Source organism: Ruegeria sp. HKCCSA071, assembly GCF_017872555.1.
GTDB lineage: Bacteria > Pseudomonadota > Alphaproteobacteria > Rhodobacterales > Rhodobacteraceae > Ruegeria.
Genome location: NZ_JAEDOX010000022.1, coordinates 10,906 through 29,675, shown reverse-complemented (window position 1 = coordinate 29,675; position 18,770 = coordinate 10,906). Strand labels below are relative to the sequence as shown.

Here is an 18,770-nt window from a genome sequence, read left to right as displayed (position 1 = left end):
GATCCGCACCGCATCAGCGCGGAACTCGTCCGTCCGTTTCAATCCCATAGTTCATCTCCTTTGCTGCAATAAATGCTATCAAAGGAGCGGCATCAAACCGTGACACGTCCAGACTGGCTCATCTCAACTTTGTGCGCCCGCGAGGTAATTATCCGAAGTAGCTTCAATCCTGATAGTGAACACACGCAGGGTAACCGTCCATTGTCTGGGTCCACACCCCTCCAAAGACACCACATGTAGTACTATTGTAAGCTGAGAACCGAGGAAGCGTGACAGTCATCGTTAGAGCCAAAACAACAACGCCCAGACCAAACCAGGACAGGCGGGTTTTGGAGCACTCGATCTCTCTTTCCTGTTCCCTAATGTCTTTGAAGACTTCCCATTTGTCCTGTTCAGCCTTTTTGAGAACCGCATCCGTGTGTCTGCTTTGTGCTCCAAGAGCATCGGCAACCTGGGATATCGCTTCCAGTGACCCACGAACACGGGCATTGATCGCATGCCCAACCAGATCCCCATAGTGCTCAGGATCGGTTTGGGTCTGCGCTGCAAATGCCGCCTGCCGCGCCTCTGTTGCCGTCTTGTGCACCCGGTCTAGCACCCGTGTCTGATCATCCACGCGATCCGACACGCTGGCCAGCACGGTGCCTACCATATCGAGGGTTTCGCGCAGTTCTTCGTCAGAGAGCGGGGCAGGGGAGGGGGATTGATCATTCATTCTCGAATTTCTTTCTCGTCATTGGTCTTGTGGCTGGTACAGCCCTTTGAATTCAGGATCGGCGTAATAGCGCAGTTTGCGGGCAATGGCCGTGGGCCTGCCCTGGACACGCAGGAGCTGGTTGTCCGGGTGGACCTGCATGATTTCATCCGGGGTGAGCAGATCGCGGCCGGTGACGTTCTGTGTCATCGAGAGCGCGTCCCCCGGTTTGTAGCTTTGTGTCTGGTAGCCCGTGGTTTCCTGGCCAATCATCTTGCTCAGCCACTGGGCCGTTTCCAGATCATTCACTCCGAACACCTGCTGGACTCCGGCATTGGCGACAAAAGTGCCCGCGCGTTTTCCATAGAGCGCGTTGAGCTGGCTCATGTCCTGCAGGATCGGCCAGAGTTGAAGCCCGTAGCCTGCCATAAGCCCCATGGCCCGCTCCACAGCTTCCAGGCGGCCAAGCGCTGCAAACTCGTCTAACAGGAAGAGGGCAGGGGGCAAGGCCCGTTTAACCGGTCGCGGAGCCTCAGAGACGCCCTGAGCGGCGCTCAGGGCCATTCCGGGTGTCTGTGCCGCCTCTGCGTCGCGAGCGATGTCCTGAAGCGCCTGGGAGACGAGGAGGCGCAGCCAGCGACTATAGGCATCGAGACGATTGGGCGGCAGCACCAGAAACACCGATGTCATCCCGTGGCGCAGATCGGAGAAATGGAAATCCGAACGCGCCATGCATTTTGCAATCCGTGGACTGTCGAGGAAATGGGTGTGGCGCTGTGCATTCGACAGAACCGAAGCTGCTTCCCGATCTGCCTTGCCCAGGAACCGGTTGGCGGCTCGGGCGATCAGGCCATGTGCCGCATCGCTCTCCTGCATCAGCTCCAGCAGCGCACGCAACCGATCCGGGGGCAGGGTGAGATATTCCCGCACTGTGGCGAGAGACCGGCGGCCCGGCTCCTCATGGCAGACGCAGAACATGATCAGCCCGCCGAGGATGGCCTTGGCCTCTTCGTTCCAGTGTGCCTCCGATACCTGGTCCGGCGGGTCCATGACCAGCGCGTCGGCAAGTGAGGCGGCATCTTCTCCAAGATCAAGACTGTCCGGAGACAACCGGTCCAATGGATTGTACGCCGCCGATGTCATCCCCGTAACCTCAAACGGGTCGAGGACATGAACGGGTCCGAACCGTCGCCGGGCGTCACCCGCGATCCGAGCATTCTCGCCCTTGGGGTCGATGACCAGGACCGGGCGCTCCGCCATAAGCAGGTTCGGGATGACCGTGCCCACACCCTTGCCCGCCCGGGTCGGCGCAAGTGTCAGAAGATGCGCCGGACCCCCGTAGCGCAATAGTCGGCCGGTATGGCGGTTGCGACCGATCAGAAGCCCGTCAGAGGCTTCCAGATCGGCCAGGTCTCTCCGGTCGGCGAACCGAGCCGAACCATGGCTGTCGTCGGCCTTGCGGGGGGACCAGAGGCCGATGCCGGTGTTCACGATCAGGAGCACTACTGCCGTGCACCAGGCCGAGCCGTAGACCACGATGGTGGCAACCCAATCGAGGAAGGTGGTGGGACCGCCCGAGATCGGCACGTGCAGACCATAATGCCGGATGAGAGCCAGAACGAATGTCCCTATCAAAGTGGCAATAAGCAGATAGACAGCGGCGATAAACAGTACGAACGGAGCCGCCCATGCGATCAGCCCGATACCGACCAGAAGGCGAAACGCCGTGAACGCCCAGCTCATCGATGACCATTCGGTTGTTCTGAATCGGATGCCAGAGCCGGGGAGGGGGTATCGGGATCTGCAAAGGCTTTGCGGTCCTGGTCCCGCGAGAGGTTCCGGATCAACCGTTCCATCATTGCCGCAGCACTTGCATCACGTTCGGCCAGGTCCATGAGCGCCCCGCCCAGGATCACCTTGCGCCGTGTATCCAGCTTGCGTTGTCTGGTGGCTTCCCGGTTGCGCACGGCCTGAAGGCGGGCCTTGGCCTGGGCAAATCGCTTCTCGGCGCGTTCGAGTTCTGTCTCTGCCATATCACTGCTCTTGTTTGAAAAATAATCTAGAGTTGAATCAAGTGTTGCTAAGCTCGTCCTTAGCGCGTACCCGTAGGCCTGTAAAGGACAAGGGCGCACTTATGCAAACTCTCCGCCTATGGCTCCAAGATTTGCGTGCGATCTCTCTGGGGCAAAACCCCGGCCGATGGCCATCCCCTTCGATGCTCATCGCATCGACATGGAAGGGCGCGCTGCCCCTTCCAAACCATCCCATGCCAACCTGCGCGGTTGGATTGCGGCCGGAACGGCAGTCCCAAAATCGAGACCGATGCCCCACGGTTGGGGCCGGTCTGTCTTTTCTCCTCCGGCCCCAGCGTTCTGGGGCGCGAGCCTGCGGGGAAAAGGCTACTGGCCCGCTGGACCATGCCGGAACATGGGCCGGGGTCAGTAGCGGCGTGCGTCAGCATTCTTCGCTTCACGGAGCGGGGTAGGGCGCATGGCCAGCTACCACCTCTCCGTGAAGACGATCAAACGCAGCGCGGGACGATCTTCGACCGCGGCGGCGGCGTACCGTGCGGGCGAGCGCATCGAGTGCCAGCGCGAGGGGCGGATGCATGATTACACCGCCAAGCGTGGCATCGAAGAGACCTTCATTCTGACGCCCGAACATGCGCCGTCCTGGGCGCAGGATCGGGCGGCGCTCTGGAACGCTGCCGAAGAGAGCGAGACCCGCCGAAACTCCGTCACCGCCCGCGAGTGGGAGCTGGCCCTGCCGTCCGAGATCAGCGCCGAGGACCGGTCGCAGATCACCCGTCAATTTGCCGAGGAGCTGGTCAGCCGCTACGGCGTGGCGGTGGATGTGGCGATCCACGCGCCGCACCGGGAAGGGGATCAGCGCAATCACCATGCCCATGTTCTGACCACCACCCGGAAGCTGGAACCGGAGGGGTTCACGGCCAAGACCCGTGTTCTCGATTCCGCGAAGACCGGGGGCATTGAGATCGAGCAGATGCGCGGTGTCTGGGCTGAATTGCAGAACCACGCGCTTGAACGGGTCGGGGAGGTGGAGCGGGTCGATCACCGGTCATTGGAGGCGCAGCGCGAGGATGCGCTGAGTCAGGGTGATGCGTTGAAGGCTGAGGAGTTGGATCGTGATCCGGAGGTCAAACTGGGACCAGCGGCCAATGCGATGGAACGCCGCGAGATGCGTGCGGCCGAGCGTGAGGGCCGCGACTATGAACCTGTCACCGAGCGGGGCAGGGCGGTTCATGCGGCCCGCCAGGCGCGGGCGCTCTTTGTCGACATTCGGGAACGTCTGGAGCTGGCGCGGGACACTTATGGGGCCGAGCGTGAGGCCGGGCAGGGGCGTGTGTCAGCCGGTCTGGCGGCGCTGAGGGCAGCGGCCAGCAAAGACCGGGGTACGGATCGTAATCCGGAGGACTCCCGGGAGCGTCTGGCGCAAGTCGTGGGCAGGTCACAGGATCATGATGACACGCCGAAGCCCGAAGGCCGCAATTATGCGCGCGAGCGTCTCAAAGAGATCATGGAGAAGGAGGCTGAGCGAGATGGGCAATCGGTGGTTTACAATCTGGATGGTCACAACGATCCTGAATTTAGCGAAAGTGCCGAGCGCGAGACGCGCAAGCCGTCCGTCAACGAGCGCCTGCAGGATGTGTTGAACAAGCCGCGCGAAAAGCTGGAGATCGAGGACCAGCGCGATCAGGAGAAGGAGCAGGAGGTCGAGAAGGATCGTGAAATCGATCGAGACATCGACCGCGATCCGGGCCTCAGTCACTGACAAGGCGATGTGAGGTCTTTTCCCATTCTTCATGGGAATGCTCGCCTGAGAGAAGCCGACACCGACCAGAAACGATATTACGCCAGTCGCCGTCTTGAACTCGCGCACCTTGATTGCACGACAGGTCCACTACGCTATTGTAAAAGAGAACAAAATACATAGTCTTATAAGTGAATTAGGGAGTTTAGTGGGTGGCGAGGGACCTAGAAGTATCACGAGCCAGCGGCGCAGATACGGGCCGGTTACGAGAACTGGTCGTCGGTAGTTCTCTAAAGTCACGCATCATACGATTGGTCGCACTGCCTGGCGCAGTTGGCGCGATTGATCAGTTGCTGTCTACTCGTGCCAGTATCGACATCGTCGCTTACTTGGGAATTTCAACCACGAGCTTTTTCCTTTGTTTATTAGTAATTTACCTCTCTATTGAGTTGCTCTTTTTTCCAAAAATCGTGGCGGTTGTGGATGATCCGGACCACGATAGATCATCGCAAGAGAGATTTGTCTTGGCGTTGGTAGACTATGTTGAAGAGCTTAAAGAGCGGGGCAAGGTCTCAACAATATTGAGTATTAGGCATGGTCTTTCTCACTTTTTGCATCTTGTAGGAGAGCACTCGGCGCGTACGTCCTTAGGGGAAGCCGCTTTTCAAGCCGCAGTCGAACTCGATGACAAGTTGGCCAAGTCGAGCATTTTGGTCGATGAACTGGGATGGGCCGTGCACGCAGGTGGCGATAGCGCCCGCGCGAAGAAGAATATTGTTTCTGGGGTCCAGGAGGCGCTTTCCATTGGCGAAGAGAATACGTCAGCATTTGTGAAATCTAGACTCGTTGCGGCAAAGGGTTCGCGCCATTTAGCCGTGATAACCAGTGATGAGAAAAACCTGGAGAAGGCCGAAGAGATCATTTCGGCTCTGACCGAAAACTCTAGCGCGTTTTCTCTGTATCGAGATGAAATTTTGATTGATCAGGCTCAGCTTCAGCATGCCAGATCAACACTAATTGCTCGACAGTTCCAGATTGAAAAAGGTGGAAGCATCAGTAACCCATCCGCATCCGACTTAGAGGCTACTGCTAGAGCACTTACCTTAACACGCGCAGCTGCTGAAACGTTCGGACGCTTAGGTGATCATGAGCGAACAATAAAAGCTCTGAGCCTAGAGCAGCGAATATGCGAAGCCGTCGGTGATGATACCGGTGCTATGGAGGCACGGGCCAAGAAAGACAGAGTGGGCCGTTCTCTTTCTTTGAGGTACGGATAGGAGGAAGTATGTCAGAATTGATCGATATCTTTGACGCAAACTTGAAGCCAAAAGGTAAGATGGAGCGGAAGGAAGCCCATCTAGCAGGTGAGTGGCATCACACCTTTCATTTGTGGCTGTGTAGTTCGCGACATGGTGGCAGCCTAATGTTTCAGTTGCGTTCTCCAGAGGCGAAGAATTTTCCAGGCATGCTGGACGTCACCGCTGCAGGGCACTTGTTGACTGGCGAGACTCTTGAAGACGGAACTCGCGAAGCTCAGGAAGAACTTGGCATTGCAGTGAAAAATCTGGAGATAGAATCTCTCGGATATCGTGTTGAAGTTGCTGACCAGGAGAACGGCCAGCGTAACCGAGAATACCAAGGCGTCTTTTTGGCAAGAGATGAAAGAAGCCTCGATCACTATGAGCCTGACCCAAACGAGGTCTATGGGGTCATTGATGTGCCAATTTCTGACGGTTACGCTCTGTTTGGAGGAAGCCGCGAGACGATAGTTTGTAACTACTTTGCATACGACGGTGACAACTGGTTTCTCGGCGAAAAAGAGTTGAGCCGTCAGCATTTCTTGCCACGCATCCAGCAATACTACCTCACGATGTTAATTATGTCGGAAAGGCTTCTAGAGGGAAAAGCGCCACTTTCGATTTCTTGAGGTGCTAGATGAGTATTGCTCTTGGGGGCTGTCGGTTAAGCGACGGTAGACTGCATATCGGACACTACCACGGATGTTTTGGTGCGCAAAAGCTTCGCAGTGGGTTTAACAAATACTTCTTTGTGGTTCAGGATTCCAGTTCACAGGTTGGAGACGGCCATAAGGAGACAGAGAGCCTTCTAAGCATTCTTGCTGAACTGTATGCTTTAGACTTAGGAACTACCATTACCGTGTTCCGTCAGAGCCAAGTGTTTCCAGAGTATTCTCGGCTCTTCGATTCACTATTGGACTCAGCAACCTGTTCACTACTTGAGGACACACACCCGAACAAATCGCACATAGCCAATCGGGCAGGAATGAGAGTAAAGGACTACCTCTTTCCCATTGAGCAAGTTGCACAGATTTTGGCAACTGGAGCCACCGACGTTGTTATGAACGATGACAATCTGAGGTTTGTTCACCTGGCGCGACGTCTTCGTAAGACAGTGATGCACCGTTATCCAGGCTTCAGATTGGTGCGCCCAACACTACTCGCCTCAGATGTACCTCGCTTGATAGGAGCAAACGGGAAAAAGATTTCTAAGGGAAATCGCAATGCCCTATTCCTGGAGGCCAAAGCATCTGAAATTCAAGAGTATGTTGCTGGGTTCTCTCATAAGAAGCGCCTCTTTGCATGTGGTGCTCCCTTTCGCTTGGCATACCAGTCGGGAGACCAAGATCACGAACTGCCAGAGCTGATGCCGTTGGTCGTGTTGCATAAAGCGTTTTGTGATCAGGGGACGGCACAATACAGAATTGGAGACATGCATGAGATAGCAAGTGAAGTAACTCAAAGCCTGATTAAGCTATTCAGTGATTTTTCCGAGAAAAAGCGAATGGGTCTAGCTGAGCCAGAGAGCCTCCTTGCCCGGTTAGAAGATGACGAGGTTGTTGTCCGAGACCAGATCAGACTTGTCTTAGGAGGAGCCGAGAATTGAAACTTATCTTCTTCGTTCGGCATGTTGATACAGACAAGAACGTCCTATCTAGGTTCTCTTCATCCAGTCTTGGTGAAAACATCACCGAGCACGGCCTTGTTCAGCTAAGAGAACTTGTGGAAGGGTTTCGAAGTTTTAAAAACGACGCTGGAGTCAATTTCTCCAAAATCTACTTCTCTCCATCTGATAGAGCAAAGAGAACCGCCGAACTTTTGGCTTCAAAATTATCCATTTCACCAATTGAGTTGCCAAATTTTGATTCAATAGATTCTGGACCATTCTCGGGGCTGACCGAGAGCCAGGTTCAAGAGGTGGCCCCGGATTTTCTCAGAGAGTTAGCCTTGTATCGAGCCGGTCTCTTATCATCTTATGCCATCGGTCTGCCAACCTCGGCAGAGGCTCTACATGACTTTGAGGCCAGAATTGTACACACGCTAGAGAACATCATTGATGATGAAGAGTGTGACGCGGCCATAGTTGTTTCGCATCGGTCTCCCATAACTGCTTCGTTGATACATTTTGCGCGACAAGCGCATGCCTACCCAAATGACTTCTATGGTTACGTTGATTTGAGTACGGGCGGAACATCGGTAGTTGAAACCGTGGCTGGAGAACCTCGTATTCTAGCGGTCAACGTCTCTCCGGTTCGCCTGCATTCGTCCGTGATGGAAATTTTTGACTAAAACGGCCCGTTGTGACCAGTCCACGGGACCAACGGGATTTCAATCACTTGGTTGTGGCAAAAACGTTATGCAAAACAGTCCCAGTTTTGGCAAGTTATTGGCTTGGGGAGGGCAAGAATTTATTGTCAGTGATTTTGACATATAATACTGATTATGTTAAGTAATTGGACGCTTTAGGCATAAGATTTGCGCAAAGCTGAACCCCCATGGTCTGGTCCGACGTTGACCCATTGCAAAAAAAGGTGCGCAATAACTTCCCTAACCCAAGAAGATGGTAGGTCGTTGCAAAAATCTGCCATAAGTTGTCAGGCAAGAACTTGAATTAATACTATAAGGTCGGCCAGCAAACTATGCCATCCGTTGCAGACATCGATCTGGATGCTCCAGGTCTCGCATTTTCTAGCCTTCTAAGACTAGCGAAGCCGAAGAGGATCAAGACACTTCTACCCGACGAAATGCTCGAGGTCATGGACGGGTTGGAGCCTGGTTTCAGTGATTCCGACAGACTAACCGAACTCGCGGTTAACATGTTGGATCCAGCTGCTACGCTTCAGGATGATACGTTGCGTTCAGAGATTATTTCGTTGATGCCGCTTAAGAAAGCGCGAGAGCTCTGCTCGAAACTGGGTAGTTTAGAGGGGCGTAACCCGTTTGAGGAAGCACTGAAACTAGCGTCGTATGAAGAAAATTTCCCAGCGTTATTGTCCTTTTTTGGCGTTGTAGACGACCCTACGGCTCCTGCTGCGCAACTGCCGGGCAATGACCGAGCCACGGTTGGATACGGGCTTTTTGATCATCAAAGGTTGGCCGCAAGGCGAACCCAATTGATGCTTTCCAAAGGCCCCCACAGGGGCGTGCTGCATATGCCAACAGGCGCGGGAAAGACTAGGACGGCAATGCATCTTGTGGGGTCCCATCTTAGCGCCGGAGAGCCAACATTGGTCGTTTGGCTGGCGCAGAACATTGAGCTTCTTGATCAAGCTGCTGATGAATTCCAGAAATCGTGGGGTTGTCTTGGTAACAGGGAAGTCGGACTGTGGCGGCTTTGGGGTTCCAAACGTGTTGACCTCACAAACGCTCGGGACGGGCTTATTGTTGCTGGTCTTGGAAAGATGGCCGCGTTTGAGAAAAACGCGGTGAACGCCCTGCTCTCACTGGCTGACCGGGTTTCTCTTGTTATCATTGACGAGGCTCATCAAGCGATCGCTCCCACATATCGTTCCGTTCTCGATACGCTGGCGACAAAGCGCTCCGCGACTCAGTTACTCGGCCTAACAGCTACGCCTGGGAGGACCTGGGATGATCTGGGGAAGGACGAAGAATTGTCCGAGTTCTTCGGCCGAGAAAAAGTAATGCTTGAAATTGAAGGCCATCCAGATCCGGTTACATACTTGATGGAAGAAGGATATCTTGCGCGTCCCCACTTCCGGACGCTAAACGTTCAGGCTGGTCTCGATCTTTCTCAAAAGGACATGATGGAGCTGTCACAAGCAATTGATGTTCCGGGCGGCGTTTTGGAGCGTCTAGGTCGAAGTACTCAAAGGAACTTGAAGATTATCGCTGAGTGCGAGGATCTTGTATCGACCCATCGCCGTGTTATCGTCTTCGCCCCGTCAGTGGCCAACGCAAGAATGCTCGCGGCAATCATGGTCGCACGAGGGACAGAGGCTCTTGTAGTAACGGGAGAATCTGCTCCAACAGCTCGCGAACGGGCTATTCGGCGCTTTAAGAGTCAAGCACCAATACCTATCGTAATGTTCAACTATGGCGTTCTCACAACTGGTTTTGATGCACCGCAAACGAGTGCGGCGATTATTGCCCGTCCAACCAAGTCTTTGGTTCTCTATAGTCAAATGGTGGGTCGGGCTACTCGTGGTTTGAAGGCCGGTGGTAATGAGACCTCAGAGATCGTCACAGTGACGGATACTGGAATGCACGGCTTTGGTGATGTCGCCGACGCCTTTTGCAATTGGGAAGATGTTTGGAATGAACAAAGTAATTGAAAAACGAGATGTCGAGCCCGGGTTCATTATTCCGCCAGAACTTGCTGTCAAAGCAATGCGCGATAGTGGATATCGAAACACTGCCTATGCTTTGGCTGAGCTTATCGACAATTCAATTCAGGCGGACGCTAGCGAAGTCGAGCTCATCTGTGTCGAAAAGTATGAACAGATAAACTCTCAGAAACGGCTTCGGTTGCAGGAGATCGGTACGATCGACAATGGCAATGGTATGTCCGCGCAAACTTTGGCTATTGCTCTGCAGTTCGGAAACGGTACTCATCTAGAGGATCGAGCCGGGATCGGGCGGTTCGGCATGGGGTTACCCAATTCGTCGATTTCCCAATGCCGCCGATTGGACGTCTGGACATGGACGAATGGTCCAGACAACGCAATCCACTCATATCTGGATGTCGGGGACATTCAGAGCGGTGTGAAAGATCGGGTACCCCTGCCCTCTCCATCTCCGGTACCTGCAAAATGGCGTGAGCGTTCTGAGGTCTTGGGGACGTCAGGGACGCTCGTTGTCTGGTCACACTTTGAAGAATATCGCCTCACATGGCGTGGTGCTGAGGCCACGCTGAGAAACACCGAGGCCATCATCGGCCGGATGTACCGCAAGTTCATCAATGACGGTCGGGTGGCCATTCACCTCGTGCGGGTCGAAGATGGCGGCGAGAGCAGCCGAAGGCTGGCGGTGGTTAACGATCCTTTATACCTCATGCCGAACTCCTCAACTCCGGAACCTTTCAACAAAGAGCCGATGTTTCAGCCGTGGGGTGAGAATGATGAAGAGTTCACGATCGAGTTCGATGGGGAATTGCACAAGGTTTTCGTGAGGTTCAGTTGGGCCAAACCAGAAACCGTTCCGGATGACGGGCTGAACCGCGGCTCGAAGCCATATGGCAAACATGCCATGAAAAATCTCGGCCTTTCGATTGTTCGAGAGGGTCGTGAACTCGATTTGGATACGTCGTGGACCAACAGCTATGATCCTACAGAAAGATGGTGGGGAGCTGAGGTCGAATTCCCTGCCACTCTGGATGAGATATTCGGGGTGACGAACAACAAACAGAGCGCGACAATCTTCTCTCAATTGGCCCAATACGACTGGAAGGCAGACGCAGAAGACAACGAAAGCCGATCCTCTTTTATCGAAAGAGCGAGCGGTGAAGGTGACCCTCGGGCGCTTTTGATTCCCATCGTCGAACATATTCGAGACCAGATTACGCAGTTGAGAAAGAGGACTGAGCAGCAAACGAAAGGTACGCGAGGCTCTGGCGGTCGAAAACGCCACGAAGAGCCAGGTGTCGAGGACACGGTCACTTCGAAGTTTCGCCAACGCGCTGACGAAGGGCACGAAACGCCGCAGGACACGGAAGACTTTGATACCGATGACCGGGATGTCTACGAAGACGATTTGAAAGATGACAAACACTATCCCGACGACGTCGCCAAGGCCATCGCAGACGCCATTCTGACGAGAAAGCGCAAGGTTGCCTTCTTGGAGAAAGCCATGGAAGGCTATGCGTTCTTCAACGTGGAAAGCGTTCAAGGCGGTGTGACAAATGTTGTCTTCAACTCAAACCATCCTTTTTTTGACAATTTGGTGAAGGCGCTGAACCCGGACACCGATGAAGACACAGAGAAGGAACTTCTTGATCGCGTTAACACGGCATCGGATACTCTCCGCGTCGTGTTTTCAGCCTGGGCCCGCTACGAAATGGAAGAAATCAGGCACAAACAGCGCCTATCAGACATGCGCCAGGAGTGGGGAAAGATGGCACGGTTTTTCCTAGAAGACGGTGAGGATGATTAATGGCTGAGGAAATGTTGGGTGCCCAACTTCTTAAGCTCGTGTCATCTGCGAACGAAAAGGTTGTGCTGGTCGCACCCTTTATCAAAGCCGAGGCGCTTGGCCGCGTGCTCGACGCCATTCCAAACGCTGGTCAGAAAATCGTTTGTGTGACACGTTGGCGGCCTGAGGACATTGTGGACGGCGTCTGCGACTTGGAGATTTTCGAAGTCGTTTCCAATCGAGCTAAGAGCAGTCTCTGGATACATTCGAACCTACATGCCAAATACTTTAGAGCCGATCAGTCTTGTTTTATTGGATCAGCAAATCTGACTGGTCGTGCGCTTGGTTGGCGTTTGCCAACTAATCTCGAGCTTCTAGTTGAACTAGATGCGACAACGAGGGGAATCCAAGCCTGGGAAGCATCGTTGATGCGAAATTGCATCCCGGTAACTGCCGATTTGAGAGACAAGGTCGCGAAGGAGGCCGAAGAGCTAGCTGCACAGCGCCCTAAACTGCTGTCGATGGAAGTCGAGCACGACGAAGATCCCAGTTTCCGATGGGTGCCACTTTGCCCCTTTCCGGACCGACTTTTTAAAGTGTACAACGGCGAGCTTGACGAAGCGAAAATGGTTCGATCGGCTTATGAGTTTGCACAGCGCGATCTACGAACACTTGGGCCTCCCAAAGGTTACTCCGAACAAGATTTCTGCAGATATGTTGCCGATCGACTGCACAGGCTGGAGGTCATCCAAAAAGTTGTGAGTGCAAGCAATGCTGGTCTATCTGATATTCAGGCGCCTGACCTGATTGCTGACTACATCGACCCCGCTTGGGCAATTGATAGTGGAGATGTCTGGAAGATCCTTAAACGTTGGATGATGTGTTTTTTTCCGGAGGAGTACCGTATCGAGGTTCAACAAGAAGTCTTGGTAAAGAGCCGCCGAATAGACGTCAGATGACGCGTTCGGGGAGTTGTGCATCCTCTTGTCCAAGAGCACTTCGATAACGTTCGAGCAGTGTCGAATCTTTGATTTTGGCCTCATCGAGCATGTAGAGTAAAACCTCTCGAAGTGTTACGGAATTCGAGCCAATTATCCGTTTTCCCGAAGGATCCCACATCAAACCCTTGTATGGGGCTTCAGACAGCTTTGTTGGAAGATTGGAAGCCAGATCAATTGCATCTTCAAGCTCGTAATCCTTCGAAAGCTTGGCAATAATCTCCGAGAAGATTGCAAGCCCAAGTGGCCTGTAGCAGGCGTCGCCACCATGGTTGCCACGATGTTTCTTAACCACCTCTTCAGTTACATTTGCGTCGTAAAACTCTTGGAGTGCTGGGAAGCTCTTGCCAAGCAACCGAAAATACCTTGAGGCCAGTTCGTAGTATTTGTCCAATTCCTCATCAGGAGGACGTTGAAACTGAAGGTCCATTTTTTTGGATTTCAGCTCTGTATCAAATTTTGTGAAAAGAGCCGTCAAGATGTCGTAGAGATTGCCGATGGTAGTGAGGCTTGTTTTGTTTGTTGCAGGCAGGTTGTTCGACGCAACGAAGGCGATCCTGGTTCCGCCAAAGAAATCTGACTCCTCTATGAGGCGGCGAACTGTAATTGCCATAACATCGTCTTCGTCCAGCGCGATTATGTCACCTTTTGAAACAGGCTTTGCTGTTTTGTTCAGAGTGGTGAATAGGCGCCGCGTTCGTTGAAGGCCCTTCGCAGTTTTCTTGTGTGCAACGAAAATTACAGAGATATCATCGGGTGGATCTTGCTCAAGTCCAGTTCGAACGGCCTTTTTGATACCCGCCAAACGGTGTTGGCCATCGATGGCAAATAGATTCTCTTCGCCCGTGAGGGACAGAAATCCGACCGAACTAACAGTCTCCTCGTCTAGCCTCCCTACAAAGTCAGTTCGAGTATCACTCTTCAAGTCATCTAGAGCGCTCCAATTTGGTGCTCCACCGTAAGTCGCTACCACCAAAGAGTTGAAGAAGCGCTCTTCCTGGTTTTGAAGGTAAGAGGAAATTTGGTCACTTCGACCTTTTTTTAGTTGTCGTTGGATCATTTCCGACAGTTTCTGATTCTTATGAATATCGTCGGCGAAGGAAACCCGAGAGCCTATCTCTTCAATGCTCATCAAGCAGGAATAAAACACCCAATCGCCCATGATACCGCGCAGAGCCGGCAGGATCAGTTCGCTCTTTTTGGTCATAGGAATGCATCCCTTTGCTGCTTAATTCGTGCTTCAAGATCACCTTTTGACATCGGAGGAAGAAGTGCGCCGTTCAGTTCTGCCTCGATCTGTTCCAGCTGTTCTGATGAGATTTCATCACCGACGGGCGCGAAGTAGAATCTAAGCATTGAGTTCCATTCGCCAAAAAGACGCTGCACCCGTGCCGAACGCTTCATCAATTTTCTTACGTTCAGATAGTCTTTGTAGCGTGCTCGAAGCGATCTGTTTGACTTGCGCCCTGCGATGCCGATGTACATGACGTAGCGATGGACCGGTAACACGTCACTTTCTTGACAAATGCAGAACGCATAAACACCTCTGTTGTTGTCCGGTACTTTGTCAATTTCATCGTCGCCGTAGGGAATGTAATCCCAGTCTAAGCTCTCGATGCAAAACGGATCTTTGGCCATCAAGGATGGTGATAAAACAAATTTTACTTCGAACCGTGCAATATTGGCCGCAGCATTCGCGGCAAAGTCTTCGAGTTCAGTTAAATCAATTGCCATAGTGAAAATGCGATCAACAATAAGTTTCGTGGCGGAGGCCGTCTTCAATCATTTGTGGCATACAACACAAGCGTTTCCCTCGAAAACCCCAAAAATCTCGTCAATCGAAGGCTCGGCACGTGCAGACAGGGGGTTGGGTCGGACCGCGCGCATGGCACGGGCTCGACGTTTCTCGTAATCCGCTTTGATTGCAGCAATGCGCTCCGGCTTGGCCAGGTCGTCTAGGCTCTCACCATCGCTCCACGTAAACGGCGATCCGTGCTCTTCTGCGGTCTTCTCATAGGCCCGTGCTTCTTCGAAAGCCTCGGGGTGCTCCTCCATCAACCGCACCCACTCAATCTTCTGTTGGAAAAAGCAGAAGGTGCAACCGGACCTGGACCGCCAGCGGTAGTATTCTGGCTCGCCGATATCGGTGTCTTTCAGCAGGTCGATGACCCCAGCCTTATCGATTCCGGCTTCCCGGAGAGGGAAGTGCACCCTCATGTTTGGTTGTGGAGATTTATAGCCCGACCGGTTCGGTTCATCCGCGCGGATCGCGACATAAGAGTGGACCGTGACACCTTTCTCCAAGTCTTCGCGTAGCCACAGATTGAGAGGTCTAAGTTTGAGTTGCCGTGTACACCACCGCGTTTTTGCTGATGGTAGAAAGTGGCCGTACTCCGCTAGCCAAAAGTCAAAATCCCGGTCCGGATTCAACCGTTTGATACGCTTTCCAAGGAAACCTTCGAGCCTGTTGAGAAAATCGTAAACCTCCGGCAACTCCTTCCCTGTATCAGTGAAGAAGTATTCCATATCGATGTCTGGATGATTTTGGCGCATATGGACAGCCAGCGCTGCACTGTCGCGGCCGCCGGAAATACCCAGGATGTGACGTTCGGTTGTCATGCTTCAATCTTGTCCACGTTGTCTGTGAGCGCTGCGACGGCGCGCGCCAGGGCTGCTAAGGCCAACTCGTGGCTATGTTCACGATTCCCGATGTCTTCAATGATCTTGTCCGCCAACTTGCTCGCTGTCTCTTTTTCATTTTCGCTGAGTTCAAAACTCTGGAGTATTGGCGGTTGCTTGGGGTCAATGCCAACGATGAGTGCGATCGCTTCCGTGTTCGACTTGCGGTCGCGCATCAGTGCAACAGCTTCAGCCTGCCTGAACCGGCGGCCGAATTTTGCCACCTCAGATAGTGCGCCTTCCCGGTTGCGATCGGACCAATCGCGCATGGGTTTGGGCTGAAGGGTGCCGGCCACCGCTTCCAGGCTCCCTGTTCCAAGTTCAAGCTCCCCTACCCTCGCTGCAAACGCTTCGAATTTCAGATCGGAACTGAGACCCTTAATGGATTCTGCGCGCTCCTTGCTTCCGGCGAACGTATCATTCGGAACACCTATTGCCTGCGCTAAGGCTCGTCGAAGATCTTCGGCCAAGACGCTATAAGCCGCCTCGCACTCTTTGATCGCTGAGACTGTCTTTTCTGCGAGGTCTCCTGAGACCTTTAGACTCGGAAGAGTGTCAAAAAGCAGCATTTCCGGATCGTCGGCATGCCTTATTGCGTCGCGAATTTTGCGCGCCTCGTTGGAAACGAGGTTGGTGCGCTTGGCGAAGTCACTCAATGCCTCGATGCGTTGGAAGGCTGCGCTTGCCACTGACAAGGCGGAAACGTCGGAGAGAGCCAAACCCTGCGCGAGGCGGGACAGGAACGCCAATTGGGTTTCTGAGCGACCAGCGCGTCTTAAAACAATGGCTGAAGGATCTTGAAGCATCCTGTCGACGAAGATGTCATCAAGCTCCGCAACAAAGCGTCCATCCTGATAGACGGCGTAGCTCGATCTGTTTGCGAGCATGAAGGCAAGTGCCAAAACTGGCATAACCCCGAGTTTCATACCGTAAGGCTTACCCTGCCAGATCTTGTACACGTCTGCCAAAGAATGCTCTTTCTTCGCGTCCAGAACTTTCCAGGCAGGTTTCAGTGAAAGGCCGAACTCGTTCTTTGCTGGGGCCTCAAAGCTGTAGCCAGACTTGGTTTTCCTATGCAGACCGCCCGGAACCAAGATCGTGAGGTATAGGCCAAATGCGGCCGGGAAACCCTCAAAACCAAGGTTCTCTTGATCTGGATGCTGCACCATTGCATGGCAGAGGCCTCTCAAAGCGGCCGCAGCGCTTGATGAAGGTCTATCCTTTTGCAGCAACTCGCTATGAATGACAGGTGTTGAATGATAGGCACTGTCAGCTAGCCTTGAAGCCGCGATGGACAGCGTGGTTACGGTTTCTGAACTGTCGTCGCTTCCAAGGATTTGCCACTGGCTGGACAACATCAATCGTTGTAGTTCGACGTTTGAGCGATTGCGTAGCATGGCTTCGCGCGCGCGGATTGCACGTCGCGCTATCCGGTCCCCTGAAATTTGCGGCACTTGTCTTTGAACCTGCGCAAGAGCGGCGAGGTCCCCTGCATCGTCAATCAGGCGCTTCCCGTGCCCGGTTAACGTGACCGCACTCACCAAGCCTGCCTTTTTTATGACCTGAACAATTTGGTTCATCATCGCTTCGATATCCGAAGTGTGTGGGTCATGAGGTGCGATTGCCATCACCATCACGCCACTTGCAGATGACGCTTTGCGACTTACTGTTCGTTTGAATTCGTTTGGATCAAATTGGTCTCCCAAACACTCCACATGCAACGCGAACGTCCGCAACACGCCGCAATTGAAATAGTGTCGTTTGGCGACGATGTGATCGAACCCAGCAATTGCAGCGACTTGAGACAGGTCCGAGGAGGTCGTTCGGCTGCCATATCTTTCGAGAGCTGCATCAAGGTCGAAGTCGCTGCCGGAAAAAAGCGCGAACCCGCCTATGCGTTTTTGGCGAAGCAGAACGCCCCAATTACAAAGATCTTCGAGAGCCTCCTCGATTTCTGAGGCTTTCCTGTCAGGAATTGCGATGACGAGGGCTTCGTGATCAACAACCAAGCCGGTCCCGTTCTTGAAAATCTCTACAAGCGCCGCCGATTTTGCCAGCGACACATGCATATCGGTTCCGAGCACATTTGCTTTTTCAATAGCCTCAGTCGCGAGTGTCATCTGCGACCCTAGCGGACCAGCAGCGAGAGCGAGCCCGAAATTGGTTTGCAGATAGTCCCAAAGTTGATCGGGCCCAAATGTTTCGCTCGAGTTGGCGGGCTTCGACTTCAGGAACTCCCGGAATCCGCCAGGCTCTTCCGACGCAAGGAAGCCGAAGATACTACGCTCGTTTTGACCAAAGCTTCGGCGCGTAATGCCGCCAAGTAGCAAGGCACAAATCGGGTTCAGCGGCCAGGTTTGTGACAACGCCTCCGTAAGCTCTGCTTCGTCAGTTGGTCGGTTTGATGCGACGAATTGCGCAAGGCTCCTAGCCTGTTTCTCAGCTGACGCCGGCGTCTTGTCCGTTTCGATGGCTCGTCCCAGCAACCTGACCGTTTCGTCGCTTGCCGAAAGAAAGGACAGATCCTGGAACCTTCCCTGTATCTTGGACCATTCTAAGCGAGCACTGGAAGCGAGCCTATCTGCGTAGGCCTCAAAGGCTTGGTGCAAGATGCCGATTACAACCAAGCGGCCTTGGCTTCTTGCGCTAATCTCGGCCAAATCTTGTAGAAGGTGCGCATCATGATCTTTATCGGCAGCCGCCTCGAGAAACTTTCCGAGCTCGTCCAGGATCAAAATGATCGGACCCTGCTCAGATAGCTTTGCGATGTCTTGAACCAGCTTGTTGTCGTCTTTGGTTGCTCGCTCAATTTTGGCAGGAGTCCATTCAAAGCGCTCCGCGAGTTTTGCAGCGATGGCCTGCCTCAGGCTCACTCGACTCCCCGTTACAGGGATGACTGTCCAATTACCCAGGCTCGGATCGAATGCTTTACTAATGGCTTTCGATAGACTTGGGCCCGCAATTTTCCGGGCGAGTGACCTACCTTCTTTGGAGCCGGCAATTAAGTTGCCCAGCAATAGTGCCGTACTTGATTTGCCGCCTCCATATGGCCCAGTCCATGTAAAGGCACATTGCCCGCCGTCAGAAATCGATGCGGCCATTGCGAGAAGCGATTTTTCGGTGCTGGCTTGTAGAACATAACCTTCCAGAGGTGGCGTTCCGGTCAAGTCCATGTCGATACGCGCGCTGCGGACGAACCTGCCATTCAATCTGACGATATCTGAAAGCACTTTGTTTGCCATG

Annotated in this window: 15 protein-coding genes; 8 read left to right on the top strand and 7 right to left on the bottom strand. The window is 53.4% G+C overall.

The features are described from left to right. Positions 1–163: 163 nt before the first annotated feature. Genes I9188_RS19915 through I9188_RS19905 form a run of 3 tightly spaced genes read right to left on the bottom strand, consistent with a single transcriptional unit; the run spans position 164 to position 2,727 of the window. A complete protein-coding gene (locus I9188_RS19915) occupies positions 164–715 on the bottom strand; it encodes a hypothetical protein (protein WP_209599750.1) in 552 nt (183 codons plus the stop codon). 18 nt (positions 716–733) lie between these two features. Further along, positions 734–2,437, bottom strand: a complete 1,704-nt coding sequence (locus I9188_RS19910; protein ID WP_245223759.1) for a type IV secretory system conjugative DNA transfer family protein — start codon at positions 2,435–2,437, stop codon at positions 734–736. Beyond that, positions 2,434–2,727 carry a mobilization protein gene (locus I9188_RS19905; protein WP_209599749.1) on the bottom strand — a complete coding sequence of 98 codons (294 nt, stop codon included), beginning with the start codon at positions 2,725–2,727 and terminating at the stop codon, positions 2,434–2,436. Before I9188_RS19905 ends, I9188_RS19910 begins: the two co-directional genes overlap by 4 nt. Before the next feature lie 457 nt (positions 2,728–3,184). Here I9188_RS19905 and mobQ point away from each other — a divergent pair, with 457 nt between their 5' ends. The 8 genes from mobQ to I9188_RS19865 all read left to right on the top strand — a co-directional run bounded on the left by mobQ (position 3,185) and on the right by I9188_RS19865 (position 12,809). Then, positions 3,185–4,486: a MobQ family relaxase gene (gene mobQ, locus I9188_RS19900; RefSeq protein ID WP_209599748.1), complete on the top strand. Its 1,302-nt coding sequence runs from the start codon at positions 3,185–3,187 to the stop codon at positions 4,484–4,486. 290 nt (positions 4,487–4,776) lie between these two features. Beyond that, positions 4,777–5,742 (top strand): hypothetical protein, encoded by a 966-nt coding sequence (locus I9188_RS19895; protein ID WP_209599747.1) that lies wholly within the window; start codon positions 4,777–4,779, stop codon positions 5,740–5,742. An 8-nt stretch (positions 5,743–5,750) separates the two neighbouring features. Beyond that, positions 5,751–6,392 (top strand): NUDIX domain-containing protein, encoded by a 642-nt coding sequence (locus I9188_RS19890; RefSeq protein WP_209599746.1) that lies wholly within the window; start codon positions 5,751–5,753, stop codon positions 6,390–6,392. An 8-nt stretch (positions 6,393–6,400) separates the two neighbouring features. Continuing rightward, positions 6,401–7,369 (top strand): hypothetical protein, encoded by a 969-nt coding sequence (locus I9188_RS19885; protein ID WP_209599745.1) that lies wholly within the window; start codon positions 6,401–6,403, stop codon positions 7,367–7,369. Continuing rightward, positions 7,366–8,052 (top strand): histidine phosphatase family protein, encoded by a 687-nt coding sequence (locus I9188_RS19880; protein WP_209599744.1) that lies wholly within the window; start codon positions 7,366–7,368, stop codon positions 8,050–8,052. Before I9188_RS19885 ends, I9188_RS19880 begins: the two co-directional genes overlap by 4 nt. Positions 8,053–8,402: 350 nt before the next feature. Beyond that, positions 8,403–10,055 (top strand): DEAD/DEAH box helicase, encoded by a 1,653-nt coding sequence (locus I9188_RS19875; protein ID WP_209599743.1) that lies wholly within the window; start codon positions 8,403–8,405, stop codon positions 10,053–10,055. Further along, entirely contained in the window at positions 10,000–11,871 is a 1,872-nt protein-coding gene (locus tag I9188_RS19870; RefSeq protein ID WP_209599742.1) for an ATP-binding protein, read from the top strand. Before I9188_RS19875 ends, I9188_RS19870 begins: the two co-directional genes overlap by 56 nt. Continuing rightward, complete coding sequence (locus I9188_RS19865) at positions 11,871–12,809, top strand: phospholipase D family protein (RefSeq protein ID WP_209599741.1); 939 nt, start codon at positions 11,871–11,873, stop codon at positions 12,807–12,809. The genes I9188_RS19870 and I9188_RS19865 overlap by 1 nt, the downstream gene beginning before the upstream one ends. Here I9188_RS19865 and I9188_RS19860 read toward each other — a convergent pair. The 4 genes from I9188_RS19860 to I9188_RS19845 are packed head-to-tail and all read right to left on the bottom strand — an operon-like array spanning position 12,802 to position 18,769. Continuing rightward, entirely contained in the window at positions 12,802–14,055 is a 1,254-nt protein-coding gene (locus I9188_RS19860) for a DGQHR domain-containing protein (RefSeq protein WP_209599740.1), read from the bottom strand. The two genes, I9188_RS19865 and I9188_RS19860, sit on opposite strands and share 8 nt — an antisense overlap. Further along, complete coding sequence (locus tag I9188_RS19855; protein ID WP_209599739.1) at positions 14,052–14,630, bottom strand: hypothetical protein; 579 nt, start codon at positions 14,628–14,630, stop codon at positions 14,052–14,054. Before I9188_RS19855 ends, I9188_RS19860 begins: the two co-directional genes overlap by 4 nt. Continuing rightward, positions 14,631–15,467: a phosphoadenosine phosphosulfate reductase family protein gene (locus I9188_RS19850; RefSeq protein WP_209599738.1), complete on the bottom strand. Its 837-nt coding sequence runs from the start codon at positions 15,465–15,467 to the stop codon at positions 14,631–14,633. Further along, positions 15,464–18,769 carry a hypothetical protein gene (locus I9188_RS19845; protein WP_209599737.1) on the bottom strand — a complete coding sequence of 1,102 codons (3,306 nt, stop codon included), beginning with the start codon at positions 18,767–18,769 and terminating at the stop codon, positions 15,464–15,466. Before I9188_RS19845 ends, I9188_RS19850 begins: the two co-directional genes overlap by 4 nt. Between the last annotated feature and the right edge of the window lies 1 nt (position 18,770).

What these genes read in the sequence shown, in the direction of transcription:
- I9188_RS19915 (WP_209599750.1), bottom strand. Translation starts at nt 715, where the DNA reads ATGAATGATCAATCCCCCTCCCCTGCCCCGCTCTCTGACGAAGAACTG.
- I9188_RS19910 (WP_245223759.1), bottom strand. Translation starts at nt 2,437, where the DNA reads ATGAGCTGGGCGTTCACGGCGTTTCGCCTTCTGGTCGGTATCGGGCTG.
- I9188_RS19905 (WP_209599749.1), bottom strand. Translation starts at nt 2,727, where the DNA reads ATGGCAGAGACAGAACTCGAACGCGCCGAGAAGCGATTTGCCCAGGCC.
- mobQ (WP_209599748.1), top strand. Translation starts at nt 3,185, where the DNA reads ATGGCCAGCTACCACCTCTCCGTGAAGACGATCAAACGCAGCGCGGGA.
- I9188_RS19890 (WP_209599746.1), top strand. Translation starts at nt 5,751, where the DNA reads ATGTCAGAATTGATCGATATCTTTGACGCAAACTTGAAGCCAAAAGGT.
- I9188_RS19885 (WP_209599745.1), top strand. Translation starts at nt 6,401, where the DNA reads ATGAGTATTGCTCTTGGGGGCTGTCGGTTAAGCGACGGTAGACTGCAT.
- I9188_RS19875 (WP_209599743.1), top strand. Translation starts at nt 8,403, where the DNA reads ATGCCATCCGTTGCAGACATCGATCTGGATGCTCCAGGTCTCGCATTT.
- I9188_RS19870 (WP_209599742.1), top strand. Translation starts at nt 10,000, where the DNA reads ATGTCGCCGACGCCTTTTGCAATTGGGAAGATGTTTGGAATGAACAAA.
- I9188_RS19865 (WP_209599741.1), top strand. Translation starts at nt 11,871, where the DNA reads ATGGCTGAGGAAATGTTGGGTGCCCAACTTCTTAAGCTCGTGTCATCT.
- I9188_RS19860 (WP_209599740.1), bottom strand. Translation starts at nt 14,055, where the DNA reads ATGACCAAAAAGAGCGAACTGATCCTGCCGGCTCTGCGCGGTATCATG.
- I9188_RS19850 (WP_209599738.1), bottom strand. Translation starts at nt 15,467, where the DNA reads ATGACAACCGAACGTCACATCCTGGGTATTTCCGGCGGCCGCGACAGT.
- I9188_RS19845 (WP_209599737.1), bottom strand. Translation starts at nt 18,769, where the DNA reads ATGGCAAACAAAGTGCTTTCAGATATCGTCAGATTGAATGGCAGGTTC.